Annotated in this window: 22 protein-coding genes; 6 read left to right on the top strand and 16 right to left on the bottom strand. The window is 50.0% G+C overall.

The window, feature by feature from the left end; all coding sequences use genetic code 11:
* Positions 1 to 75: 75 nt before the first annotated feature.
* Positions 76 to 261 carry a hypothetical protein gene (locus C2M24_RS08705; RefSeq protein WP_105214243.1) on the bottom strand — a complete coding sequence of 62 codons (186 nt, stop codon included), beginning with the start codon at positions 259 to 261 and terminating at the stop codon, positions 76 to 78.
* Between the two features lie 236 nt (positions 262 to 497).
* On the opposite strand from C2M24_RS08705, the gene C2M24_RS08700 reads away from it, so the two are divergent.
* Positions 498 to 1265, top strand: a complete 768-nt coding sequence (locus C2M24_RS08700) for a peptidylprolyl isomerase (protein WP_105214562.1) — start codon at positions 498 to 500, stop codon at positions 1263 to 1265.
* Between the two features lie 18 nt (positions 1266 to 1283).
* On the opposite strand, the gene C2M24_RS08695 is transcribed toward C2M24_RS08700, so the two are convergent.
* Positions 1284 to 1697, bottom strand: a complete 414-nt coding sequence (locus tag C2M24_RS08695; protein ID WP_105214241.1) for an MAPEG family protein — start codon at positions 1695 to 1697, stop codon at positions 1284 to 1286.
* A 346-nt stretch (positions 1698 to 2043) separates the two neighbouring features.
* Between C2M24_RS08695 and C2M24_RS08690 the strand changes: the two genes are divergently transcribed.
* A complete protein-coding gene (locus C2M24_RS08690; RefSeq protein WP_105214239.1) occupies positions 2044 to 4920 on the top strand; it encodes an insulinase family protein in 2877 nt (958 codons plus the stop codon).
* A gap of 151 nt (positions 4921 to 5071) precedes the next feature.
* Here the strand turns inward: C2M24_RS08690 and C2M24_RS08685 are convergent, their stop codons facing one another.
* From C2M24_RS08685 to C2M24_RS08670, 4 genes are all read right to left on the bottom strand, one after another.
* A complete protein-coding gene (locus tag C2M24_RS08685; protein WP_105214237.1) occupies positions 5072 to 5701 on the bottom strand; it encodes a PqiC family protein in 630 nt (209 codons plus the stop codon).
* Positions 5701 to 7359, bottom strand: coding sequence for an intermembrane transport protein PqiB (gene pqiB, locus C2M24_RS08680; protein ID WP_105201495.1), 1659 nt, complete (start codon positions 7357 to 7359; stop codon positions 5701 to 5703). Before pqiB ends, C2M24_RS08685 begins: the two co-directional genes overlap by 1 nt.
* Positions 7352 to 8578: a paraquat-inducible protein A gene (locus C2M24_RS08675; RefSeq protein ID WP_105201494.1), complete on the bottom strand. Its 1227-nt coding sequence runs from the start codon at positions 8576 to 8578 to the stop codon at positions 7352 to 7354. The genes pqiB and C2M24_RS08675 overlap by 8 nt, the downstream gene beginning before the upstream one ends.
* Positions 8579 to 8819: 241 nt before the next feature.
* A complete protein-coding gene (locus C2M24_RS08670; RefSeq protein ID WP_105214235.1) occupies positions 8820 to 9611 on the bottom strand; it encodes an acyl-CoA thioesterase in 792 nt (263 codons plus the stop codon).
* A gap of 186 nt (positions 9612 to 9797) precedes the next feature.
* Between C2M24_RS08670 and dnaK the strand changes: the two genes are divergently transcribed.
* The gene (gene dnaK, locus C2M24_RS08665; protein WP_105201492.1) at positions 9798 to 11714 is read left to right on the top strand and encodes a molecular chaperone DnaK; all 1917 of its coding nucleotides are present in this window, start codon (positions 9798 to 9800) and stop codon (positions 11712 to 11714) included.
* An 84-nt stretch (positions 11715 to 11798) separates the two neighbouring features.
* Positions 11799 to 12929: a molecular chaperone DnaJ gene (gene dnaJ, locus C2M24_RS08660; protein WP_105201491.1), complete on the top strand. Its 1131-nt coding sequence runs from the start codon at positions 11799 to 11801 to the stop codon at positions 12927 to 12929.
* 220 nt (positions 12930 to 13149) lie between these two features.
* On the opposite strand, the gene C2M24_RS08655 is transcribed toward dnaJ, so the two are convergent.
* From C2M24_RS08655 to C2M24_RS08610, 10 genes are all read right to left on the bottom strand, one after another.
* Positions 13150 to 13377 carry a hypothetical protein gene (locus C2M24_RS08655; protein ID WP_158677907.1) on the bottom strand — a complete coding sequence of 76 codons (228 nt, stop codon included), beginning with the start codon at positions 13375 to 13377 and terminating at the stop codon, positions 13150 to 13152.
* A 184-nt stretch (positions 13378 to 13561) separates the two neighbouring features.
* Positions 13562 to 13849: a hypothetical protein gene (locus C2M24_RS08650; RefSeq protein ID WP_105201688.1), complete on the bottom strand. Its 288-nt coding sequence runs from the start codon at positions 13847 to 13849 to the stop codon at positions 13562 to 13564.
* 182 nt (positions 13850 to 14031) lie between these two features.
* On the bottom strand, positions 14032 to 14448 hold the full coding sequence (locus tag C2M24_RS08645; RefSeq protein WP_105201489.1) for a hypothetical protein: 417 nt from the start codon (positions 14446 to 14448) through the stop codon (positions 14032 to 14034).
* 339 nt (positions 14449 to 14787) lie between these two features.
* A complete protein-coding gene (locus tag C2M24_RS08640) occupies positions 14788 to 15222 on the bottom strand; it encodes a hypothetical protein (RefSeq protein WP_105214233.1) in 435 nt (144 codons plus the stop codon).
* Positions 15223 to 15339: 117 nt separating this feature from the next.
* Positions 15340 to 15705: a hypothetical protein gene (locus tag C2M24_RS08635; RefSeq protein WP_105214231.1), complete on the bottom strand. Its 366-nt coding sequence runs from the start codon at positions 15703 to 15705 to the stop codon at positions 15340 to 15342.
* 13 nt (positions 15706 to 15718) lie between these two features.
* Positions 15719 to 16693 carry a hypothetical protein gene (locus C2M24_RS08630; RefSeq protein WP_105214229.1) on the bottom strand — a complete coding sequence of 325 codons (975 nt, stop codon included), beginning with the start codon at positions 16691 to 16693 and terminating at the stop codon, positions 15719 to 15721.
* A 189-nt stretch (positions 16694 to 16882) separates the two neighbouring features.
* Positions 16883 to 17899, bottom strand: a complete 1017-nt coding sequence (locus C2M24_RS08625; RefSeq protein ID WP_105214227.1) for an ABC transporter ATP-binding protein — start codon at positions 17897 to 17899, stop codon at positions 16883 to 16885.
* A 198-nt stretch (positions 17900 to 18097) separates the two neighbouring features.
* The gene (locus tag C2M24_RS08620; RefSeq protein WP_105214225.1) at positions 18098 to 19588 is read right to left on the bottom strand and encodes an ABC transporter permease; all 1491 of its coding nucleotides are present in this window, start codon (positions 19586 to 19588) and stop codon (positions 18098 to 18100) included.
* Positions 19588 to 20628, bottom strand: coding sequence for a substrate-binding domain-containing protein (locus tag C2M24_RS08615; protein ID WP_105214223.1), 1041 nt, complete (start codon positions 20626 to 20628; stop codon positions 19588 to 19590). Before C2M24_RS08615 ends, C2M24_RS08620 begins: the two co-directional genes overlap by 1 nt.
* Positions 20629 to 21441 carry a hypothetical protein gene (locus C2M24_RS08610; protein WP_105214221.1) on the bottom strand — a complete coding sequence of 271 codons (813 nt, stop codon included), beginning with the start codon at positions 21439 to 21441 and terminating at the stop codon, positions 20629 to 20631. It abuts the gene before it with no gap.
* Positions 21442 to 21655: 214 nt separating this feature from the next.
* Here C2M24_RS08610 and ybaK point away from each other — a divergent pair, with 214 nt between their 5' ends.
* On the top strand, positions 21656 to 22117 hold the full coding sequence (gene ybaK, locus C2M24_RS08605; RefSeq protein ID WP_105201481.1) for a Cys-tRNA(Pro) deacylase: 462 nt from the start codon (positions 21656 to 21658) through the stop codon (positions 22115 to 22117).
* A 330-nt stretch (positions 22118 to 22447) separates the two neighbouring features.
* A complete protein-coding gene (locus C2M24_RS08600) occupies positions 22448 to 24709 on the top strand; it encodes an acyl-CoA dehydrogenase (protein WP_105214561.1) in 2262 nt (753 codons plus the stop codon).
* Positions 24710 to 24721 lie beyond the last annotated feature (12 nt).

Raw genomic sequence — 24721 nt, 5'->3', positions numbered from 1 at the left:
CATTAGCATCAAAGGCTAATTAGGTTATTTACTCTAGCTTTTTACTCTGATGGTATGCGGCTATTGTCTTTCTCTTCAGTGATTTATGGCATTAACACTTTTTTGTACCGCCTGCTCGCGGCGCGCTAGTTCGGCCTTAGCGATACCCGCCTGTTGGTGATTTACACCTATCATCCAATTGAGGAAGCAAGCAGGGAGTTGTTTATAAGATTCGCCCTTATGTACACCAAAGTCGCAAATGACATTATTATTCTTGTTCATGGTCACTGTCGAATAGTTGCTGAAATCATGCACACCATAGTAGGCAATTGCAGCTGGTTTGATAAGCTCAATTTGTTTTATAAATTTAAATATTTATAACTTTTTATTATAAAAGTTTAGGCTAAATGTAATCACCGTTTACATTTAGGTATCAATTTGTTTTTGCGCTCAGTTAGTCGTGGAGAAAGGGGGCGGTGGGCGCTAAGGTAGGCGAAAAAGATAATCAAGGAATTTTTATGAAAGCTTCTCGCGCTGCAACACCTCTAGCAACCAGTGTGGCCACCGGCCTGACAATCGCTGCTGCAACCCTGGCCACACAGGCCCATGCCACCATAGTTGAGTTCCAAACCTCACAAGGCAGTTTCCAGGTCAATCTTTTCGACCAAAAAACGCCAACCACGGTAGCTAACTTTCTTGGTTATGTAGAGCGTGGCGACTATCAATCGACTTATGTTCACCGTTCGGTTGAGGACTTTATTATTCAAGGCGGTGCATACAGCTTTGACGGTCAGGCCGAAGCCATTGAAACGCAGGCACCCATTATCAATGAGCCGGTGTTTTCCAATGTGGCTGGCACCATCGCCATGGCTAAGGTTGGCGGCAAGGTAAACAGTGCGACCAGCCAGTGGTTTTTTAATATCGCTGACAACAGTGCCAATTTAGATCTGCAAAACGGCGGTTTCACCGTATTTGGTCAGGTTATCGGCGAGGGCATGAAGGTGGTCAATGCCATTAATGCACTGCAAACCTGTGGCGAGATCCCCATGCTGGATTACAGTGCAGAGCAATGTAGCCAAGGCGAAGATGCGGTGCGTGCCAACCTGGTGATGATCAACGATATTGTTGTTATTGATAACGACCCTAATTCGGCAATTGATCTAACCCCGGTTGAAAATACCCTGATCGATGAGGTTGAGCCCCAGTCGGACTCTGACTCCGGCGCCGTCTGGTGGTTTGCGCCGCTGGCTTTGTTAGTGGCATTACGTCGCCGCACTGTACGCTAAGAACGCGCTAATAAATAGTTAGATAAATCGCCAAACCAGCGTCAGCCACATGGCCAGAACCACCACGCAACCCGCTAAAAAGGTAAAATAGCGGCTGCGCAGGTGGTTTGTGCTTAGGTGGATGACGCTGTGAATGACTCTGGTTAAGACAAACAACCAGGCCAGGGCAACAAACGCATAACCCGAATTGTTGGTGGCAAGGGCACAGAGCACAGCCACATAAAACAGCACAGGGATTTCAAATTGATTGATAAAATTTCGTCCTGCGACCTGCACCGACTCTGGCGCTGAGCCGAGCTCCATGGTGGCAAACTGACGCATCTGTATTTGTTTCTTTTTCGCTGCCCCAAAGCGGCGGCGCCCCATTATTACCATCACTATCAAGGTCAGTAGCACCTGGGCAAACAGGGCAAGTATAAGCTGGCTGGTCACGTTAAGACTCCTTAGGTCTGCAATCAATTACTTAAGTAGCTCATCATTCTAGCGGGCTAATTATCATGCTCACGGCGTTGGAATTTTTATGTGTAGAATAACTACACAAGAAAAATTCCGACTTGTAATCACATCATTTATCCAGCGCTATCTCTGAGCACATACATAACAGTATTGGTATTAAATTCGCAAAAATACCATGTGGTTAGCATAGTTATTACAATTCTATGGCTAATAAGCAAACAAGATTTTCATAATCTGTTACAAACTTAGGTGTTTTTTTATTGCATTTTAAACGGTGATTTTTGATTATGAAGGGCAATATTCATCAATAAGATTCAGCATAATGAAGAAAACAATCGTCCTTAGCGCGCTAGCGCTGGCCGTGTTGGCTGGTTGCAGCGCAACCTCGACACCCACTAACACCGCAGTGCAACTTGTTCCAGACACTTTGGTAGTCAGCCCTAACGATAAGCGTGCTTATGAAACGCTAAAACTCGATAACGAAATCGAGGTGATCCTGGTGTCTGATCCGAGTGCGGAAAAATCGGCGGCGGCCTTAAGTGTGGGTGTGGGCTTGTTAAATGACCCCATGACGCAGCAGGGCATGGCGCACTATTTGGAGCATATGCTGTTTCTTGGCACCGAGCGTTATCCTGATACCCAGGGTTACAGCGACTTTATGACCAAAAACGGCGGCGCCCATAATGCCTATACCTGGCTGGATATCACCAACTATATGTTCAAGGTGAATAACGATGCCTACGGCGAAGCTTTGGACCGTTTTAGCGACTTTTTTAAATCACCTAAGCTGTACCCGCAATATACAGACAAAGAGAAAAACGCGGTAAACGCTGAGTGGTCGATGCGCCGCGAAATGGACTTTTTCGGTCAGTTTAAACTGGCTCGTAAAATGATGGGTGAGCACCCGGCCAACCGCTTCCTTATCGGTAACTTGGAAACTCTGGGCGATAAAGAAGGCAGCTCGCTGCATCAGGAAACCGTAGACTTTTACAATACCTATTATTCGTCAAACATTATGAAGGTGGCGATGATTTCAAATCGTCCCCTAAATGAAATGCGCCAACTGGCGAAACAGTACTTTGCCGATATTAAAAATAAGGGCATCGACAAGCCAGGCGTGACTCATGCACTCAACTACGAAAACGTTGGCGGCAAGCGTGTACACTACAAGCCAAACGAAGACGTAAAACAGCTTAAGCTTGATTTTATTATTGAAAACAACCGTGACGATTTTGCCTACAAGCCTAACCGTTTCGTTTCTTACCTGCTAAGCAATGAAATGCCGGGCAGCCCGGCGCAAATCTTGCGTGATAAAGGTTGGGTATCACAGCTAAGCGTTTCGGATTCATACAACAAGTATGGCAACTATGGCGAATTGAATGTGAATGTCGAGCTGACCGATGCCGGCATGCAAAATCGCGAAGAGATCCTTGCCACCATTATGCGTTATATCGAATTGATTAAGGCCAATGGCGTTGACGCCAAGTACTTCAGCGAAATTCGTACCTCACTTAATAACCAGTTCCAGTTCCTGGAAAAGAGCGACGAATTTGGTTATGTGTCGGCCCTGACGCAAAGCATGCAGGATTACCCGCTTAATAATGCCATTAACGCTCCTTATTATTACGCCGAGTTTAACGAGCGCGCTATTAATGAGGTGTTAGATCAGCTAAATGCCGATACCCTGCGCGTTTGGTATGTGTCTAAGGGCGAGCAAACCGACAGCAAGCTGCACTTCTATGATGGTGAATACCGCATCGAAGACATCAGCGCCGAAGAGCAAGCCAGCTGGCAGCAGCCGAGCCAGTTTGCCTTGGCTCTGCCTAGCGTAAACCGCTTATTGCCAGAGCATTTTGATATCAAAACCGCCGCCGCTAATACAGAGCAAAAGCCTAGCATCAGCTATGATAAAAATGGCGTTAAGGTGTGGTTGCAGCCGAGTCAGTACTTTGCCGAGCAGCCTAAGGGTGTGGTTGAGGTATATGTGAACAGTCCGAAAGCGCAGCAGGATATCAAGGCTGGTGTGCTGCTAAGCCTGTGGGCCGATCTTTACAGCCTGTCGCAAGCGGCATTATCGACCGAGGCGGCGATCGCCGGCATGGCGGTCAATATGGATCCGGGCAATGGCTTTAGCCTAAGCGTCGGTGGCTTTACCGATAAACAGCCTGTGTTACTGAGTGAAGCGCTGGGCAACCTGAAGCTAGATGTTGAGCCGCAAGCCTTTGCTCAGGCAGTAGACCGCTATACCCGTGGTCTGCAAAATGCCAAGAAGCAGTTCCCCTTCTATCAGGCCTTTGGTTTGTACTCGGATCTGGTGCGCTCTGGTAGCCATGACAGCGAGCAGCTGATCGCCACTGCTAACAGTGTTACTGTTGCGGATCTTAATGCCTTGATGGATGACGTACTAAGCCGCAATAATGTGCGCGTATTCGCCTTTGGTAACTATGACGATGCCAGCGTTGCCGCCATCGCCCAAAGCATTGCCAAGGCCCTGCCTGAGCAACAAATAGACAGCGACTATACCCGCTCGAAAACCTGGAAGCCTAAAGCCGGTGAAACCTATGTGGTACAAAAAGATATAGAAGTTGCCGATGTGGCCATTATCGATATGGCGTATCACCCACAATCCGGCTATGCGCAAAAAGCCGCAGCCGCCGTGTTACAGGGTCACTTCCGTACCGTGGCATTCGATAAGCTGCGTACCGAAGAGCAACTGGCCTACGCCGTTGGCGCCACCGCGCGTCCATTGGAAGATTACGCCGGTATTGGCTTGTATATCCAAACCCCGGTGAAGGATGCCAAGGCGATGCAGGCGCGTTTCGATGAGTTCAAGGTGCAATACGCCAAGGTGTTAGCCGAGCTGGACGAAGCCACCTTTGCTCAGTTAAAGAATGCCTCTCTTGTGGCGTTAAAAGAGCAGCCGAAGAACCTGACCGACGAGCTGAGTCGTTTGATGCCGGATTGGTATCGTGAGCGTTTTGAGTTCGACAGTCGTGCCAAGTTACTGGCCGCCGTTGAAGCGCTGACCCTTAAAGATATGCAGGACTTCTATCAGCAGACCATGATGAACCCGGAGGCGGCACGTCTAAACGTGCAGCTGCGCGGCACCAAGTTTGCCGACAAGCCGTTCGCAGATTTGCCCAAGCAAACGAAAATAGAGTCGGTGGCTGATTTCCACCGCGTCGTAAGCTGGCAATAAGCAAATAGAAAAGGCTCCCTCGGGAGCCTTTTTACACTGAGCTGTAGGTCGGTCTTTAGGCCGACAAAATATACAGCATATACACTTTGTCGGGGTGAACCCCGACCTACAACCCTGGCGGCAAACCCCGACCTACAATGCAATTGCTGCATTAGGTATTTGAAATTAACTTATTAATCTCAGCGCTCATTTCGCTCAAGGCTTGTTGCCAGGCTTGGCTTAAGGCCTTAGCCAGGGCTTCGTAGCCATCTTCGGCCAGGGCTTGGCTGTGATAAAAGCGGGCAATTTTCAACACATGCAGCTTGCCCTTGGCATCCACCTTAGACAGTCGCCAGGTGCCTGCTATTTCCGCATTGTTGTCCAAACCACCATTAAACTGCTCTATGCTGACATCGAGCTGAAAAAATGAGGCTTGCAACTGCTCGGCATAGACATCTGCACCCTTGACCACCATCACCTTATCGAGTTCTTGCATCAACTGCGACTGCGCCATGGTGGCCAGTAAATGCGCCGGTGCATCGGCCCAAAAATGATAGTTGGCGCTGTACACCTGATGCTCGGAGCGTTTGATCACCATGGCGCGGTTATTCAGTGTACCGCGCACAGCAATAGGGCTTAGGCGCAGCAGGTGTTCGCTTTGCAGATGATCGCGGCTAAACAGGGAACCCAGCGCCTCGTTTTGATTTGTGCCTTGCAACTGATAATGATGCAAACTCGTGCTGCTGCTTGAGCAGGCGCCGAGCAGGGCGCAGGCCATCAGTAATGTAAGTAATCGCGACATTAATCTTTACTCCTTGGGGTAGGGTCGACGGGCAGCTCCTTGTCGAAAATCAGCATATTCGGTTGCTCGTTCAGGCCTCGGGACAGCGGCTGTAATTCGTCCATCAGGCGCTGTACTTGCTGTAATGTGCTTTGCAGCTCCTGATACATGCCGGAGCCGTTTTGGAAGCTGGCCATGGTCAGCTCAAATTGCTCCATACTTTGCTCGAACTGACGCATGCTTTGGCTGATATCGGCCATGTCCTTGCTGATATCACCGGGCAGGGCGCGTGTCGCAGGTTCATTAATAAAGGTGCGCATATCCGCGGCCAGAGCTTCATAATTGGCCATGGTCTGCTCAAATTGTGACAGGCTTTGCTCGACCTTGAGGTTTTTCACCTTGTTAAGCACATCGTTGAGCTGGTTCGCTAACGCCGAGATACCGCTCGATGTACTTGGGAATACAGTATATTCACCACGTTTGGTCAGCACCGCCGGCTCGGCATCCGGATACATGTCTAAATCCACATACACGGCGCCGGTAAGCAGGTTGCCGGGTTTAAGCGAGGCTCTTAAGCCCTCGGCCAACCAACCTTCAACGCGGGATTGCCAATACTCCCTTGCTTGTTGGGTATCGCGATAGAGACGACCGTATTCGATGCGCACCAACACGGGCACTGCACTGCTGGTATCGCCAAAGTGGGCCGGAGCGCCATCTATGATCACCTCGGCGGGCACTTGCTCTACCGTTCCTATGCGCATGCCACGGTATTCCACCGGTGCGCCTTCGCGCAGGCCACGGATCGACTGTTCAAACTGGACCAGGTAATGGTCGAAATCATAAAAGCGTTGTTCTAGTGCCTTGCTGTAACTTTCACTGAGACTAAAGGTATGGCCTTCTTTAACCACGGGACCCGGTGAATTGTCCTCGGGAATTCCTAGCGAAATGCCGCCTTTAAGCAGTTTAGACAGTGAGCCGGTTTTGATACTGATGCCATCTGCATCCAGGTTCACCTCAAGGCCGGATTGCACCCAAAACACTGTGTTGAGTGTAACCAGATTTTCGTATGGTGCATTGATAAACAGGCCATAGCGCATCACCTGTTGATCCCAGTCGAAGTGGGCGGTTTCGATTTGGCCGATAAGATAACCTTTAAAGTAGACGCCTGTACCAACTTCAAGTACTTCGGCATTACGGCTGGAGAGCTTATAGCGGGCGCCTTTTACATCGTTGCCAATCAGGGCCGGCTCTTCTAGTAATTCAAATCGGTTAACCAGCTCGTCGCTTTCGCCAGGGGCAAATTCGATATACACGCCCGAAAGCAGGGTACTAAAACCGCTAACGCCGGTTTCATCGATGCGTGGTTTTACCACCCACATCTTAGCGTCTTCGCTCAGTAAGGAGTCGTAATGTTTATCGATTTGGGCTCGCACTATGACATGATCACGTGAATTGGCCAGGCGAATGGCATCAACCGTGCCTATTTTTACGCTGCGCACCTTGATCTCCGTTTTACCGGCGACTATGCCCTCGGCCTGAGCCATTTTTATATAGATGGTTTGCCCTTTATCTAATTGATATTCAAGCAACATCCATGCACCGACAAACAGCGCCAGCAAGGGGATCAACCAAATCGGTGAAATTCTTGCCGCGGCTTGTATGTATGCAGGTTTAGTCATTTACCACTCCCTTTACCTGTTCGGGGGGATCCCAAATCAATCTTGGGTCGAATGAATGAGCGGCGAGCATTTGACAGATCACCATAGCTCCGAAACACATGGCGCCGAATCCCGGCTCCACAGACATAAGATTGCCCAGCTGCACTAAGGCCACTAACAGGGCGACCACAAAAACGTCGATCATCGACCACTTGCCGATAAATTCGGTCACCTGATACAGGCGCGTATAGGTGCCTGAACGGCTGCCAACCTGACGATAGACCAGTACGCACAGGGTGGCCAGCACCATGGCCTTAGCGAAAGGCACCACCACACTGGCTAAAAATATAATGGTCGCTATGGGGTAAGAGCCCACTTCCCATAATAAAATAACACCGCCGATCAGCGTCGATGGCTCCCTAGAGCCCAGGCTGGTGGTATACATGATTGGCAATACATTGGCGGGTATATAAAGCAGCACAGAGGTGATCAGCCAGGCCGCCGCTTTTTGCAGCCCTTTCATATTGCGAAAATGGGTGGCGGTGTGACACCTGGGGCATCGTTTTTCTGTGGTTAACTGATGGCAGGTATGACAGGCGCGTAATTGCGCATCTATGGCGCGAATACCACTGCTGACCGGCACATCCTGATAGGGACTGATCTGCTGCCATAAACGCTCATTGTTAACCCGGCTCATGGTGGCGATATAACAGATCACAAAACCGGCATAGGCCCAAAAGCTCTGCCCGAAGGACACATCGGCCAGGCTCATGATCTTAACCATGCTGATCAACACGCCGACCAGGAAAATCTCCGACATCACCCAGAGCTCCAGCGCCAGGGTGAACTTTAGAACGCGCCTTCCCCATTGTTTGGGCAGGCTGCGCAGTAAACCCATGTGCAAGGGCACCAGCAAGATCAGCATCAGCAGCGGCAAGATAATAATGCTGATATCGATAAACACCCCAAGCAAGGTGCTGTCGTAGTTAAATAGCATGCGCCCGGCATCGGGCAGGGTGATGGTCTGGGTCAGGCCGTTGCTGGAAAAAGAAATAAAGGGGTAAAACACCGAGCTGAGCAAAAGTATGATAGCGCTCAGGCTTAGGGCGACAACCTGGGCATCATTATTTTCGGTACGAAGATTAATTTGGCTGCGACAATGAGGACACTTGGCGACTTGCCCGGCTGCTAAGTCTGGAACTTCAACAATGAAATCACAATGTGAGCAGGCTAGACGCATGGCTTCCCAAAAATAATAAATTACCGCGTATCTGGTAAGAATAGCCGTTTTAGCCGCTTAATCCTAGTAACTTATTGTTACATAAATGCAGCTAAGTGGTGACTGAGTAAGATAAAAATGTGGTTAGGGCAGGGGAAATTTAAAAGCGGCTAAGTGCCTGTGACAATCCAGTGGCGGGAACATTGGCAACCTGGACCATGGCCGGTGCCTGGACACCGACCACAATTTAGCTAAAACCTGCCTAGGCAAATAAGGCGACGGTTTGCTTACTTTGGGCTATCACATCGCCGCTCTCGGTATATAAGGTGGCATCTTCATAGGCATAGCCGTTGTGGGCAGCCGTGGTGGTGATATCCACCCCCACCCAGTCGCCAGCGCTAAGCTTTGGCAGATGCAGGCATTCCACATGCCAGCTCATGCTACTGGCCGGCGCCGGGCTTGGGAAAATCTGCAGCTGCGACGGTGGCCAGCTGTCAATCAGGGCGATAAGATGAGTCCAGTCATAATCTTGAGTTTGCTCTTTAAAGCGCATCCAGCCACTTAAGTCAGTGGCTTGGCTGGAGCTGTAGGGCATGCCACCTGCCACTAAATTTAAATCCACATACTGGAAGAAATTGGGCATCACCCCCTGCACAAAGGGCAAGCAGTTATCGGCGTTAGGCGCCTGTTTCCCCTGCAATTGGGCGTAGGGCACTTCAACAATGGACGCGCGGTCTTTGGCAAACAAGCCCTGCACAGTTAAACAGACCTGATTATGTTGGGTAATAGTGGCCGCATATTGGCTTGAATTCTTACCTTCACGCAGCAAGTTAAAAGACAAGGTAAAAGGCTCATCCGGGGCGATGGGGCCGACAAATTGGGCGCTAAAGGAGCGCAGGGTGCGCTCGTCATGGCAATGCAGCAACATGGATTGCAAAGCAAAGGCGCAGGAGAGCCCGCCAAAAGCGGTGCGCCCCTGAGTCCATGTCTCGGGGAACTGCAGGGTTTGGGTGTCTTTTTCACTGACCAAGGCCATAAGCTGATCAAAAGTCATAATCTGATTCCTATTTGTTCTTGTCCGACCAGTTTAACGCGTAAACCTTGTTTGTAGAGTGGTCAATTTGAAAAAAATTTCAAAAAAACGAATTTTTTTTAGCTATCGCGCTTGAATTAGCAAAACTGACCCCTATTTAGTAAAGCATCAAACAGTTAAACAGATTTTTGAAGTTGGAGAAGATTCATGGGTAAGATTATTGGAATCGACTTAGGTACTACTAACTCGTGTGTTGCAGTACTAGATGGCGACAAGCCGCGCGTAATTGAAAACGCCGAGGGCGATCGCACTACCCCTTCTATCATTGCGTTTACCGAAGACGGTGAAACGCTAGTAGGTCAGCCGGCGAAGCGTCAGGCGGTAACTAACCCTACAAACACAGTATTTGCAATCAAGCGTCTTATCGGTCGTCGTTTTGAAGACGAAGAAGTACAGCGCGATATCGGCATCATGCCGTTCAAAATTGTTAAAGCAGACAATGGCGACGCCTGGGTAGAAGTGAAGGGCGAAAAACGCGCTGCACCTCAGATTTCAGCCGAAGTACTGAAAAAGATGAAAAAGACCGCCGAGGATTACCTTGGTGAAGAAGTAACAGGTGCGGTAATCACAGTTCCTGCCTACTTCAATGACTCACAGCGCCAGGCAACTAAAGATGCCGGTCGTATCGCGGGTCTTGATGTTAAACGTATCATCAACGAACCAACTGCTGCAGCACTTGCTTACGGTATGGACCGCAAACAAGGCGACAACGTAGTTGCAGTATATGACTTAGGTGGTGGTACCTTCGATATCTCAATCATCGAGATTGACGAAGTTGAAGGCGAGCACACTTTTGAAGTACTAGCGACTAACGGTGACACGCACTTAGGTGGTGAAGACTTCGATAACCGTGTAATCAACTACCTGGTTGACGAGTTCAAAAAAGAGCAAGGCATCGACCTGCGTAACGACCCGCTAGCCATGCAGCGTGTTAAAGAAGCGGCTGAAAAAGCGAAAATCGAGCTTTCAAGTGCACAGCAAACCGAAGTGAACCTGCCGTACGTTACTGCAGACGCAACTGGTCCTAAGCACATGAACGTGAAGTTGACTCGTGCGAAGCTTGAGTCACTGGTTGAAGACCTGGTAACCAAGTCTATTGAACCACTTAAGAAAGCCCTTGCTGATGCAGATCTGTCTGTAGGCGATATCAACGACATCATCCTAGTTGGTGGTCAAACACGTATGCCTCTGGTACAGAAGACAGTTGCTGAGTTCTTCGGTAAAGAGCCACGTAAAGACGTGAACCCAGATGAAGCGGTAGCCGTAGGTGCTGCGGTTCAAGGTGGTGTACTAGCCGGTGAAGTAAAAGACGTACTATTACTGGACGTTATCCCACTGTCTCTAGGTATCGAGACCATGGGTCAGGTTATGACTACGCTGATCGAGAAAAACACGACGATTCCAACGAAGAAGTCGCAAACCTTCTCGACTGCAGATGACAACCAGAGTGCAGTAACCATTCACGTGTTACAAGGTGAGCGTAAGCGCTCGGCTGACAACAAGTCGCTGGGTCAGTTCAACCTAGAAGGTATTCGTGCGGCACGCCGTGGTGAGCCACAAATCGAAGTAACTTTCGATGTTGACGCCGACGGTATCCTACACGTGTCTGCAAAAGATAAAGACACAGGTAAAGAGCAAAAGATCACCATCCAAGCTTCTTCAGGTCTAAGCGATGAAGAAGTAGAAAAAATGGTACGTGATGCTGAAGCCAATGCCGAAGCGGATAAAAAGTTCGAAGAGCTTGTAACTGCCCGTAACCAAGCCGATGCCATGGTTCACGGTACCCGTAAGCAAATCGAAGAAGCCGGTGATGCATTACCTGCAGAAGATAAAGAAGCTATCGAAGCGGCGGTAGCCGAGCTAGAAACGGCTATCAAGGGTGAAAGCAAAGAAGAAATCGATGCGAAAACTCAAGCGCTTATCGAGAAGTCACAAAAGCTAATGGAAATCGCGCAAGCGAAAGCCCAGCAGCAAGGTGGCGCCGATGCAGGTAGCCAGCAGCAAGCAAAGCAAGACGACGACGTTGTTGATGCTGAGTTTGAAGAAGTGAAAGACGACAAGTAATATACTTGTTGCACACGGGGCGCGCTGGCGGAAATCGCTTGACGCGCCCTTAGTGTATGTAGATTTTTAAAAATAGTGGTAGATATGTCAAAACGCGATTATTACGAGGTACTGGGTGTAGCCAAAGACGCCAGTGACCGCGACATTAAAAAGGCTTATAAGCGCCTGGCGATGAAATATCACCCGGATCGTACTGCCGGCGACAAGGAACTTGAGAGCAAGTTCAAAGAGGTGAAAGAAGCCTACGAAATTCTTAACGACGCGCAGAAACGACAAACCTATGATCAGTTTGGTCATGCTGCATTTGAACAAGGCGGTGGCGGTGGTCACGGCGGCTTTGGTGGCGGCGGTGATTTCGGTGATATTTTTGGTGACGTATTCGGCGATATCTTCGGCGGTGGCCGTCGCCAGTCTCGTCAACAACGCGGCGCCGATTTACGTTACAACATGGAACTGAGCCTGGAAGAGGCGGTTCGTGGTAAAGACGTCGAAATCAAGGTTCCAACCTGGGTGAGTTGTGAGCCCTGTGATGGCTCGGGTGCTAAAGCCGGCTCAACGCCGAAAACCTGTCACACCTGTCACGGTGCAGGTCAGGTACAGATGCGCCAAGGTTTCTTTGCGGTGCAGCAAACCTGTCCAACCTGTCAGGGCACAGGTCAGGTTATCTCGGACCCTTGTAACAGTTGTCATGGCCAGGGCCGTGTAGAAAAGACCAAGACCTTGTCGGTGAAGATCCCGGCGGGTGTTGATACCGGCGACCGTATTCGCCTAGCCGGCGAAGGGGAAGCGGGGGCCCATGGCGCACCAGCGGGTGACTTGTATGTGCAGGTGAGCGTGCGCGAGCACCCTATTTTTGTTCGTGATGGCAACAATCTGTATTGTGAAGTTCCGATTGGCTTCACCACGGCTGCCTTAGGTGGCGAGATTGAAGTGCCGACTTTAGACGGTCGCGCCAAACTGAAAATACCGGCCGAGTCGCAAACGGGTAAAATGTTCCGTATGCGTGGTAAAGGTGTGAAATCGGTTCGTTCAGGCTCAGTGGGTGATCTGATCTGTAAAGTAGTGATCGAAACCCCGGTTAACTTGAACAGCGAACAACGTGAACTGCTGGAGCAGTTGGAAAAGAGCATGGGCAAAGACAGCTCAAAGTACCGTCCTAAGGAGAAAGGTTTCTTCGATGGCGTGAAAAAGTTCTTTGACGACCTGACGAAGTAATACCAATTCACTTAAATAGCTAATCATTCTAGCGGGCTAAATATCGTGCTCACTGTGTTGGAATTTTTCTATGTAGAATAACTACATAAGAAAAATTCCGCCTTGTTATCACATCATTTATCCAGCGCTATCTCTGCTCACATACTTAACAGATTTGGTATAAGCAGAAAATAGTGAAAAAGCGCCGTAAGGCGCTTTTTTTATGGCCTTTTACTCAGGCTCAATTTAGCAAAATGGCCTGTTCGCCGTCCGTACTGCACTGGCACAGTTCGGCGCTGTCGCTGTAACGAATATCATTGATGGCAGCAGCCTTCACCGGGGTTAGTTGTTCGCAGCGCATCACGCATTGGCGCTGTTGTTGCCAGTAACTGTATTCGGCTTGTACCAACCAGGTCAGCAGCAGGCAGACCAGAATCAGGGTGAACACCCTTAGTCGTTTTAAAAGCATAATCGCCTCCGCTCACTAAAGTCCGATACTTTAACTCTAGTGTAAAAACAATGAGCCTACCTAAGCAGATTTTATTTAGTGAGGTGTCGAGTGTTAAAAGAAGCGCGTAGAAGCGTGCAGTGACTACCTGGTTGGCTGGCTCTGTGTCAGTAGGTTCGAGAGGCGGGATTGTTACACTTGGGCGTTATTTATAGATTTTTTCGGTGACCTTTTTTAGCTCGGCATGCGGTAAAAATTGATCTGAGATGGTCAAAATTGCATGCAGGTTATTTTTAAGCTTTTCTAAGTCGAGTTCACCGGGGTTGAGTGACGTTTGCATTAGATGAATTGCCATGTCAGCAAGCAAAACCCGCTGTTTCTCCAGCCATTGCGGTTCTCCTTTAGCCGTTGTAAGGGCTAAATAACTACTTTCAACTAAGTTGTGTATTTCCCAGCTTGTTTTGATTATTTCGCGGCGTTGTTCGTTATTCATATCTAACCCCTTATTGATAAAGTGAACTTTTTTCATTTAGAGCAATAAGTTAGCAGTATACCTAGGGGGCAACAAGCAGATGTGCTTGGTTTTGAACTCGGTTATTAGACAGCCTGGTTATAGAGAAGCTAAAAGCGTTATATGAACATTTTATTGGCGCGGCCTGTTGCTTGTTTGCACCCTTACTCCACCCGGCAATAATACTGTTTAAATTGCCATTTACTGGCACGTATATAGTAGCAATTGCTTTCAAAGGTGAGGATCTGAATGATATCCGCTCTTTGGGGGCGGCTAAAATAGGTGGTTCTAATCGTAGTGTCACCAAGGATTTCCACCTTATGGGGAGTAAACTTGAGCTGCTCGGGCATGCGGTTGGCGGGGTAGGTGGTAAAGGCATGCTCATGCAAGACATGGACAATACCTGAGTTGATATTATCCCTAAGCATAAGTCGCTCTTCTGCGGGGATTTCATCCTGCGAAAGCAGACTGGCAAGGGTTTTGGCCTCATCGAGTTGCCAGGCCCCCACATAAAAGGGGGTCTGCCCTGCCTGATAAACAAGGTAAGTTAAAAGAAATCCCAAACCTAGAGGCACCTTCATAGTTCCCTCTGTTCAACCCGAACGCTTTATTGTTGAGCGTCCTTAAGGTGAATAATCGTTTGGCTGCAAACTTCTTTAACTGCTTTGTTCCTTGCCTATCGGCTTCCCCCAGCAGGTATGTAACACCCCTATCGGAACAACCAATTTGAAACCAAACCCGTTAGATAGATTAGTATAGTGCCTAATTTTAAGCCTGCTATTTAGGTGTGAAAATTGCTATTTAAGCCACTGAACTAGGGCGTATTTTTGTTAATTGGATAGGTAAGGGCGGTATTGTAGATTAGTGGGAGTGTTGAAGGCACAACTTATAACTAAGGCCGTGGTTGTGCCTATATGAGGCTAGTTAACCGTAAGTTCAAAGGTTTTCTCGTTGAGCAACTCCAATTGCCAGACGTCTTCGCAATCATCCGGGCCCAACATAAAATAGGTATAGCCTTTATCCTTTATCAGATAAAAGTGCATGCTTTGAATATAGAGGGAGGCAAGATCCTTTATTTGCGTCGGTGAGAGCGAGCTCTGCTGCTGGGCAAATGTGGATTTTTGTTTTTCTAAATTCGTTTCTACCCAGGCCGAGTCCCTAACTATTTGTACAGCGTAAGAAATTAGCTGCGGGTTTGGCTCTAAGGCGCCCTGTTCGTGCTCCAGGGTGATGGCCTTGTTATTATAGTTGCCCACCCATTTATTACTCTCGCTATCGTATTTTAGCGTGCCTAAAATGGTGTGGTTTAGCTCTTTTGCCATTTTGGGCTTTTTCTTAAAAATCCATGAAAACATAACATTCCCTTCTCGATTAAATCTCTTGGCCCCAAGGCATGGGGCTTGGGTTCGGCGCCATTCTAGCGGTAAATATTACAAGTTAAAAATATTTAAGATAAACAAGGCATAAGCCACTTATGTGTAAGCGGCTTTAACCCCAAAATCGACAGCACTGAGCAACAGCATAGTGGCAAATAGGCAGGCTAAAAATCCGGCGAATATCTTACTGCCTCGTTTAAAACCGAATTTACTGTAGCCATAGGCGGGAATGCCGATAAAACCGATTAGGGCGCAAAACAAGGGAAAATAACCAAGATGGGTTATTGAGTTCTCTGCGCCGTGGTATTTACACCAGACAAAACAGCAAAAGGAAATAAACAGGGTATGAGGCAAAAAGGTAATGCTTTCCTTGTCGTGGGCATAGAGAAAATAGCTGTCTATAAAGGCCGCAAGGATGTAAGAAAATAGCGCCAAGATGATTATTTTATTGGATTTTTTCATCTTCTTTGGGCCGTTAGGCAAGGCTGTATTCGCGATTAGCCTTACACAAGTCGTCGTGCAGCGCCATCACATGAATTGTCTTTGGGTCGGTGATATCGGAGCCGAGTTTCATCATAAATTTGCACGAGGCATAATCATTGGCCTTGCGCTCATAGGCGTTTATCCAGTCCTGCCGCTCTTTAAGGCGCTCCGCCTTAATAGGCCAGACCCCAGGGCGCGGACGAAGCCTTTCTATGCCCACTCGCCAGGGTTTGGGGCTGACCCTGGCCCTAAAACAGCGCTGATTGCGACACATTTGCATATAGACCCTGTCCGAGCCAAGACTTTTTAACAGCGCCGCCGAGCGCTCACTGGTGGGCTCATAGGTTTGCTCCATAAAGAGAATGCGAAAGCCCATGGATGTCTGGTAAATGCGCATATGAAGCGCTGGATTATCGGCAGAGACCTGCTGAAAGCGGGTAATGGCCTCTTGCTCCAAACCCCCCCTGCGGTTAATTAGCTGGTTATTGATAAAACCCGCAATGGGTGAAGAGAGCATCAGCGACGCCAGTAGCGCGGCAAATAAAACCCACCAGGAGCCAGTGACCACGCTTACAACAGCCCCAGCAAGTGCCAGGCCAATAAACACCCAGGTAACGAGTCTCGTCGAAGGTGCACTATCGAGATCTATGTCAGCAAACATCACATCCGGGGTATTTAAGCACAGGGCGCCATAGGAGTTTCTGGAAATAACCACGTCTTGATGCTTAGAGACGACCTCTTCGCGGATGGGAATACCCTCGGCACCGTTATAGGAAATTTTATGATCAATGCGTCGCACATCGCCTTGCTCGCTCAGGGTCTTGAGTGCGTCATCAAGACGCTGATCCGCGTGCTGCTTTGCATCTTCTTCACTGAGATCTGACCAGCCAAAGCGCTTGATTGTGTATTGTCGGTTGTTGGCGCGGGTTTTTGCTTGCGATTCGGACCAATACTTGGGGACTATCATGCCGTCTTCCTTGGATGGCTAAGGCTGTAGAGCGAGAAAATATGATGATTACCTTAGCACCTTTTGAATTCTAAAAACTAGGCTTTATTTAGTAAAGGCAATAAGTTACCTCAATTTAGGCGGTAAAGAATTGGCCAGGTGAGAGTGGGGAGCGGGAGCCCAGCATCACGGGCTCCTAGTAAGGTTTTTTTATTGATGCTGCTGATACACAGCCAAGGGATGGGAGGTACTGAGCGAGATATGCACCTTGTCGCCGGGACGTACCATCACCTCGTGGCTTACTCGGCTGGTGACTAGGGTATTGCAGGTCAACTCAACCGCACACAGGCGACTGCCGCCTTCAAAGCGCACCCAGGTTACAGTGCCGTTACTGTTATCGCCATTTTGCGCCAACAGCACGTCATCCGGGCGCAGTAATACATCCACGGCGCCTGCATCACAATCTATGCCTTGCGCTGGCGCTATGCCTATGGCGGTGCTGGCTTGGCCGTGTTGATAGTCGCCGGCAATAAAGCTGGCTTCGCCTAAAAAGCGCGCTACAAAGCGATTGCTCGGCAGGCTAAAGCAGTGCTCAGGAGAATCGATTTGCTGAATACGTCCGTCTTTGAGCACCCCGACTCGGTCGCCTACCGACAGGGCTTCTTCTTGGTCGTGGGTCACCCAAATCGCCGGGACGCCCGCGTCTTTTAAGGCATTGCGAATATCCCAGCGCAAGGTGTCTTTAAGCGCCGCATCCAGATTCGACAGAGGCTCATCTAAAAGCACAAAGTCTGGCTGGTGAGCGAGCGTTCTCGCTAATGCCACCCGTTGCTTTTGGCCGCCTGACAGTGTGGCGGGCTTTTTATCGACAAAGGCACCAAGACCAAGCAGTTCAATCCAGTGCTCCGCTAAGGAGGTGTCCTTTAAGCGAAAGCAGATATTTTGCTGTACGGTGAGATGGGGGAACAGGGCAAAGTCCTGAAACACCATGCCGACACGGCGTTTTTCCGGGGGCACATGTAACTTTGGGGTGGCGCGCCAGGTGCCAAGGTTGATTTCTCCGGCGCTGATTGGAATAAGCCCGGCGAGGGCCTGTAAAATGGTGCTTTTACCGCAGCCGGTAGGACCAACCAGCATCAGGATCTCGCTCTCACCCAATGAGAGATCTAAGTCGCTTACGACCCGACTGCTACCATAATCGATAGCCAACTTACTAACAGATAACATGTATTTTTGATCCTTTATTAGGGTCTGTTTATCTTTTCGGTTTACTTTATGTTCAATCTAAACGCATTCTGGTCACGACGCTCGTTATGGTGCATAGTCATTCTATGTACATAGCGAGCAACACAGAGCAGGATGTGTTTAGATGAACCCGTAGGGCAGCAACCTGCTGCAGAAACAAACAACAAAGGTCAACAGACCCTAGTGACTGCGTTTTTCACCGGAAAGCATAATAGCTAAACCACAGGCGGAGATCACTACAAGCAAGAGCCCGGGGATGGCGGCGCGGCCAAAGTAGCCCGCTTCATAGACGCGCCATAGGTACGTCGATAATGTCTCGAATCCAGTCGGGCCGAGCAAGAGTGTGGCCTCTAATTCTCGCATTGATTCTAAAAATACCAAGGCAGCACCTGCGACTATACCGCGCGCGGTCAACGGCAAGGTGATGCGGGTAAAGGCCTCTCGTGGGCTGGCTCCTAATACCCGCGCCGATTTAACTAAACTGGCGTCCATATGCTCGGTGCTGGTGCGCACCGAGCCCACCGCCAAGGGTAAAAACCGCAGCACATACGCGATAACCAGCAGAGCCAGAGTTTGATAAAGCATGGGTAGTTGCAGGCCGGCGTAAACCAGTGCGGTGCCCATGACGATACCGGGAATACCAAAGCCAAAATAGGTAATACGTTCCATAACACGACCGGCCTTACCGCTGAGCGCTGCATGGGCCACAGGGATAGCCACGATCACCGCCACCAGTGCCGCTATGCCCGAGGCGTAGGCCGAATGCCAGGCAATGGTAAAGTCGAACTCGGCCAGACCATCGCGGGCCAGCCACAGCGAAAAAATGCCCAAAGGCAGGCCTATCGCCAATAGCAGTACGGGGGCGAAGGTGGCGAACAGGGCCGCTACTTGCCAGGGCTTGGGGAACAAGATCAAGGGACGACCATGGCGCTCGGTGGCGGTTTTTATTTGTGATTCTAAAAACAGCAAAAAGCCGACTATACACATCAACTGCAACGACAGCATGGCGGCGCGGTTTAAACCAAAGGCGTTGTATTCCACATAGATCACCCGGGTAAAGGTATCGAGGCGCATCATCGCCGGGGTGCCGAAATCGGACAGGGTATACAAGGCCACCAACAAGGCGCCGGCGGCAATACCGTTTACCACCCGGGGCAAAATTACCTTAAATACACTCATGGTCATCGACATGCCCAAGGTTCTTGCGGCATTGACCATGCTGGCATCGAGACTCAGCAGCGAAGAGCGGGTGGTCAGCATCACAAAGGGAAAGGTGTACAGGGTCATCACAATGGCGGCGCCACTGAGGCCATACATGGGCGGCGTGGCTATGCCAAACAGCTGGTTGATTTCTCCCCCCGCGCCAAAGGCCGCATACAGGGTAAAAGCGCCGATATAGCTGGGGATGGCTAAGGGCGCGGCAAACACCACTAGCCACATCTTCTTCAGCGGTAGATGCACGTAGGCGCTGATAAAGGCCAGGGGCACGCCGATAATGATCGAGCCCAACACAGTAAGTACCATCAGCGACAGGGTATTGCCGAGTATGGTGAGGTTATGGCTGTCGAATACATTACTGGCGTCACTGGCGAGCGTGAGCAGCACATACACAGGGGTTAAGGCAACTAGCGCTGCAAGCAGCGCCATGGGGTAGGAAGCGGGTAGGCGCATTAGAGCACACCGTTGTTACGCATTAAATCCAGGGTCGGGCGCAAGTCCGCCAATTGCGTTAAGTCTATTTTAGGCGGTGAAATGCTGGCCAGTGAGGGCAATCCTTCGGGCGGTTTAATGCCTTCGATAAGCGGGATTTCATAGGCCTCACGGGCCAGATAACCCTGTACCTCAGCGCTTAATAGGTAACGCATAAAGTTGGTTGCCAGCGGGTCTTTATTCAAGGCCAAAATACCTGAGGCATTAACCAAACAGCCGGCATCATTTTGGGTAAAAGCAAGATCTAACTTGGCTTCGGGTTTACCCGCTTTAAGGCGCAGACTGTAGTAGTGATTGGCAAAACCTATGTCTACTTCACCGCGCTCCACAGCCATCACTACACCCAGTTCACCGGCATAGGATTTGGCTTTCTTTTTCACCTTTTTCAGCCACTTGGCGGTTTTATCATCACCTTCAAGCAAACGCATCGCGGTGATAAAGGACTGGAATGAGGCATAGGCCGGGGCCCAGCCAATACTCAGGTCACTGTCGGCAATGGCCATAATGCTGTCCGGGATCTGCTCCTTGGTCAAACGATCTGTGTTGTAGGGCAGGGTGCGTATGCGGCCGGTCACCGGCGCCCAGCCCTCGTAGCGAAACTGAGGTTGCAGTTGTGCCGATAAGTCAGCAGGCAGTGGCTGCGCCAGCCCGGCATCGGTTACCAAGCCTATGGCACCGGAGTCCACCGCCCAGAATAAATCGGCGCGGCGTACGCCCATTTTCGCTTCCGCGACTATGGTGTTGGCCAGGGCTGCGGTGGGGCCGCGGCGAATACCCAGCTCTAAATTCGGGTTTTTATCTTGAATGGCTTGCAGGACATTTTCATACAGACCGCCTTCGCCACGGCCAAGGTATAAGGTTAGCTTGCCTTCGAGGGCGGGCAGACTGTCCACCGATACCGGGTTGGCAGCGGTGGCCGCGAATGCCCGCGCTAGGGGGAGCGGCAAGGTGCTGGCTACCCCAAAGGCGGCCAGACCCTGAATAAAGGTTCTGCGTTTCACTTAGAACACGTCCTTACGGGCTTTTTCGGCCTTTTCAATTAGTTTTTTGGCACGATCAAGCTTGCTTTGCATGGCAACAACCACGGCACGTACGTCATCGACACTTTGGTTATCGGCAATCGCCTTTGGCAAGGTCACATTGAAGTCTTTTTCCAATTCTTCAACCAGGTTGGCATCTTGCTCAATTAAGGTGCCTTCAACGCCTTCAAACAGGTGCAGGTAGGTGTCATGAACGATCTGCGTGGCTTCATCGCCAAGGCGTTCTGCATATTTGGCAACGACACGGTCGAGCTTATGCTTGATCTCGTCCATGGTGGCGCTTTGTGTCATGGTCTCTGTAGCCGTAGCCTTAACGCTCTGAAGCAGGCCTTTTTGCTGGAATTGCGCCGCCAGTTTAACTGCGCCCAGGCCTTGCCAAAGCGCGGCATTGAGTGCTGCTTGTTGCTTACGTGCTTCGGCCGCTGGCGCTTTATTGTCTATGGCCATCTTGATGCCGTAAAGCCCTTGCCAGATAGAAGCATAAACGGGCACATAGTTAGTTTCGATGGCGCTGTGAAATTTAACCGATTCCCAGTATTCAACGAGGTCATCGCTATTGACCGCCTTGTTGCCTTTAGCCTCGTAATCGCTGACCATGGCATCAACCTTGCCAATCATCCATTGTACTTCTTCGGAATAATCTTTTAGGTTTTCTTGTAGGTGATTAACGTGTTCGCCGATAGGACCGTTGGCAAAGGCCGGCTGAAAGCTAAATGCAGAGGCGAATAACAGGCTCACGCCCAAGGTTTTGACTGATTTATACAATGAATTCATAGCGTGGGGATCCAAGGCTAATTGTAAATGATAGTTATTATCATATCCGCACAACTCGTTTAAATCAATACATTAAAGTGTCGTGTTCCGTTACTTTTTGTGCCAAACAGCACATCAGCAAAAGCTGGATCTCATAGACCCGATGGAGCATAGACAAATGCCCTAAGTAAACAGTATGCTGCTTGATGGTAATTCTTTGAACAAGGGATTGGACATGACCCCAGCGGTAACCTTTTTAACCAAGCATAAGGTGAAGTTTGAGCTCATCAGTTTTGAGCATGACGCCCAGGTTGATAATTATGGTCAGGAAGTCATAGATAAATTGGCACTGGACGGGGCCTGCGTATTCAAAACCTTGGTGCTGGAAACCGCAGAGCAAGGGTTTGTGGTCGCCATTACCCCGGTGAACCAACAGGTGAATACCAAATCTCTGGCCAAACTGGCGGGCTGTAAAAAAGCGGCCATGGCCGCGGGGGCCGATGTGGAGCGGGTAACCGGCTATGTGCTCGGCGGCGTGAGCCCCTTTGCGCAAAAGAAACGACTGCCCGTGTATGTGCATCAAAGCGCCCTGGCGCAGGAAACAATTTATGTCAGTGCCGGCAAGCGCGGTGTTGAGCTGGCCTTGGCACCAAAGGATTTAATTACCCTTCTAAATGCCCGTAGCGGTGAGTTTTAGCCCTAGTGCCTTTATTGCGCTCTCTATCGAGCGCGCTCTGTGTTGTTGGGCGCTTGCTGCGGCGCTCATTTTTCCCCAAACAATCTTCTCCCTGTGTATTTGTTTCATGCTTTTTCACTAGCGGAGCACTCGAACCCCCTCCTTGAGTCACGTACTGAGCAAAATTATTTTTGCGTACACCTGTACGCTCAAAGCGCGGTAATTCAGGCGCTTGGGGCGAATAAGGCAAATAAAGTTTGAAATTTGTGTTAAAAAAACTGGTTGGACCAATTGATCTATTCAGATTTTTATGACGTAATAATGGAAATTAACTGGTCAGATGAGTTGGTTATGAGCTTACGTAAAAAATTAAAAAAAATCCTTCCTAGTATTTCCATCACAGAGCAAGAGGCGCTGGACGCCGGTGATGTATGGTTAGAAGGTTCTATCTACCGTGGTAAACCGGATTTCGCGGCGCTGCGCGATGTGCCAGCGGCAACCTTGAGCCAAGAAGAGCAAGCTTTCCTAGATGGCCCCGTGGCCCAGCTGTTGGAAATGATCGATGAGTCCGAGATTCAATCGGGCACGCATCTGCCTGAGCATATTCTAGAGTTCTTGAAAAAAGAACGTTTCTTCTCGCTGATCATTCCGAAGAAGTTCGGTGGTCTTGAATTTAGCCCCTATGCCAACTCGACCATAGTGGCCACCATTTCAACTAAGTCATCGGCGGTTGCCGTGACCGTGATGGTGCCAAACTCCTTGGGCCCGGGTGAGCTATTGCTGCACTATGGTACCGAAGAGCAACAAAATCATTATCTGCCGCGCCTTGCCAATGGGCGCGATATTCCTTGTTTCGCCCTGACCAGCCCGGAAGCGGGTTCGGATGCCGGTGGTATTCCGGATATCGGCGTGGTTAAAGAAGGTGAATACCAGGGCGAGAAGGTACTTGGCCTGGAAGTAACCTGGGACAAGCGTTATATCACCCTGGCACCTATCGCCACCGTATTGGGTTTAGCCTTTAAGGTGCAGGACCCGGATCACCTGCTGGGTGATAAGGAAGACCTCGGCATTACCTGTGCGCTGATTCCAAATACCCACCCGGGTGTGGAGCTGGGTAATCGCCACGACCCTATGGGCGTGCGTTTTTACAATGGTACGACGCGCGGTGAAAAAGTCTTTATTCCTATGGACTTTATTATCGGCGGACAAAAGAACATCGGTCGCGGTTGGCAGATGCTGGTGAGCTGTTTGGGTGCCGGCCGTGGTATTTCACTGCCAGCTCTAGGCGTGTCGGTATCTCAGGTTTCTTTTAAGGGCGCCGCCGAGTATGCCGCGGTGCGTGAACAGTTTGGTCTGGCCATAGGTCAGTTTGAAGGTATTCAGGAAAAGCTGGCCGATATCGCCGGTAAAACCTACTTACAAGAAGCCATGCGTGTGCTCACCACAGAAGGTCTGGGCATGGGTCTAAAACCTTCGGTAGTAACCGCCATTGCTAAGTACCATATGACCGAAATCGGCCGCGACGTGCTGAACTCGGCCATGGATATTCAAGCCGGTAAAGCCATTCAGCGCGGCCCGCAAAACACCCTGGCCAGCGGCTTTGTTGCCCAGCCCATCGCCATTACGGTAGAAGGGGCGAATATCCTGACGCGTAACCTGATGATCTTTGGTCAAGGCGTGATGCGCTGTCACCCTTACTTGCAGAGCATGGTGGAGTCCATTCACTCGCAAGAAAAAGATGCCGATGCCACCTTTAATCGTATTTTGCGTAAAACTGTGGGTTACAGCACCGCCAATGCGCTGCGTGCTTTCAAACATGGTTTACTGCCTTTTACCGCGCCAAGTGCATCGTCTTTGCCTGAAGTACGCCAGTATGAAAAGGCGGTGCACAAGTTGTCGTCACGCCTAGCCGTGTATGCGGATTTCTCCTTGTTGGTTTTGGGCGGAAAGTTAAAGCAGGCGGAAATGCTGTCGGCGCGCCTGGGCGATGTGATGAGCTATATGTATGCGGCCATGGCTTCGATTAAATACTATGAGCAAAAGGTCAGCAGCGCAGATCGCGAGCAAGCGGCGCCATACTTCCACTATGCGACCCGCTGGGCACTGCAACAGGCAGAGCAGGCACTGCATGCCTTCTTGGATAACTTCCCGGCATCGGGCACTCGTAAGTTTATGCGTTTCCTAACCTGGCAGTATGGTTACAAGATGCCAGCCATTGGCGACAACTTGGTTCGCGAACTGGCCCATCAGGCGCAACTGGATACGGCCATTAAAGCCCAGCTGACGCATCTGGTGAAGCCAACGCCGGGCGATGGTCACGATATCAACGAGCAGGCCTATAAAGCCAAGCTGGCAAACCTTGAGAGCCTGGCCAAGGTACGCAAGGCCATTAAGTCGAAGCAGATTCGCTCTGGTGTGCGTTTTGCCGAGACGCTGGATAATGCCCTGGCAGCCAGTGTGATCGATGCCAACGAGTATGCGTCTTTGGTTGATTATAACCGCAAGCGTGAGCTGGCTATTCGCGTCGATGAATTCGATTTCGATATGAACCTGCTGCGCCCGGACGGCACCCGTGCCGACGGCCAAGACATGAGTCTACGCAGCGCCAGCTAATTATTCCCTGTC

The organism is Pseudoalteromonas sp. T1lg22 (genome assembly GCF_002964645.1).
Lineage (GTDB): Bacteria > Pseudomonadota > Gammaproteobacteria > Enterobacterales > Alteromonadaceae > Pseudoalteromonas.
Note: the sequence above shows the minus strand (reverse complement) of the source record. Positions and strands in the feature narration are given on the sequence as shown.

Coding starts and splice junctions, on each gene's coding strand:
- C2M24_RS08705 (WP_105214243.1), bottom strand. CDS start 261: ATGAACAAGAATAATAATGTCATTTGCGACTTTGGTGTACATAAGGGC.
- C2M24_RS08700 (WP_105214562.1), top strand. CDS start 498: ATGAAAGCTTCTCGCGCTGCAACACCTCTAGCAACCAGTGTGGCCACC.
- C2M24_RS08690 (WP_105214239.1), top strand. CDS start 2,044: ATGAAGAAAACAATCGTCCTTAGCGCGCTAGCGCTGGCCGTGTTGGCT.
- C2M24_RS08685 (WP_105214237.1), bottom strand. CDS start 5,701: ATGTCGCGATTACTTACATTACTGATGGCCTGCGCCCTGCTCGGCGCC.
- pqiB (WP_105201495.1), bottom strand. CDS start 7,359: ATGACTAAACCTGCATACATACAAGCCGCGGCAAGAATTTCACCGATT.
- C2M24_RS08675 (WP_105201494.1), bottom strand. CDS start 8,578: ATGCGTCTAGCCTGCTCACATTGTGATTTCATTGTTGAAGTTCCAGAC.
- C2M24_RS08670 (WP_105214235.1), bottom strand. CDS start 9,611: ATGACTTTTGATCAGCTTATGGCCTTGGTCAGTGAAAAAGACACCCAA.
- dnaK (WP_105201492.1), top strand. CDS start 9,798: ATGGGTAAGATTATTGGAATCGACTTAGGTACTACTAACTCGTGTGTT.
- dnaJ (WP_105201491.1), top strand. CDS start 11,799: ATGTCAAAACGCGATTATTACGAGGTACTGGGTGTAGCCAAAGACGCC.
- C2M24_RS08655 (WP_158677907.1), bottom strand. CDS start 13,377: ATGCTTTTAAAACGACTAAGGGTGTTCACCCTGATTCTGGTCTGCCTG.
- C2M24_RS08650 (WP_105201688.1), bottom strand. CDS start 13,849: ATGAATAACGAACAACGCCGCGAAATAATCAAAACAAGCTGGGAAATA.
- C2M24_RS08645 (WP_105201489.1), bottom strand. CDS start 14,448: ATGAAGGTGCCTCTAGGTTTGGGATTTCTTTTAACTTACCTTGTTTAT.
- C2M24_RS08640 (WP_105214233.1), bottom strand. CDS start 15,222: ATGTTTTCATGGATTTTTAAGAAAAAGCCCAAAATGGCAAAAGAGCTA.
- C2M24_RS08635 (WP_105214231.1), bottom strand. CDS start 15,705: ATGAAAAAATCCAATAAAATAATCATCTTGGCGCTATTTTCTTACATC.
- C2M24_RS08630 (WP_105214229.1), bottom strand. CDS start 16,693: ATGATAGTCCCCAAGTATTGGTCCGAATCGCAAGCAAAAACCCGCGCC.
- C2M24_RS08625 (WP_105214227.1), bottom strand. CDS start 17,899: ATGTTATCTGTTAGTAAGTTGGCTATCGATTATGGTAGCAGTCGGGTC.
- C2M24_RS08620 (WP_105214225.1), bottom strand. CDS start 19,588: ATGCGCCTACCCGCTTCCTACCCCATGGCGCTGCTTGCAGCGCTAGTT.
- C2M24_RS08610 (WP_105214221.1), bottom strand. CDS start 21,441: ATGAATTCATTGTATAAATCAGTCAAAACCTTGGGCGTGAGCCTGTTA.
- ybaK (WP_105201481.1), top strand. CDS start 21,656: ATGACCCCAGCGGTAACCTTTTTAACCAAGCATAAGGTGAAGTTTGAG.
- C2M24_RS08600 (WP_105214561.1), top strand. CDS start 22,448: ATGAGCTTACGTAAAAAATTAAAAAAAATCCTTCCTAGTATTTCCATC.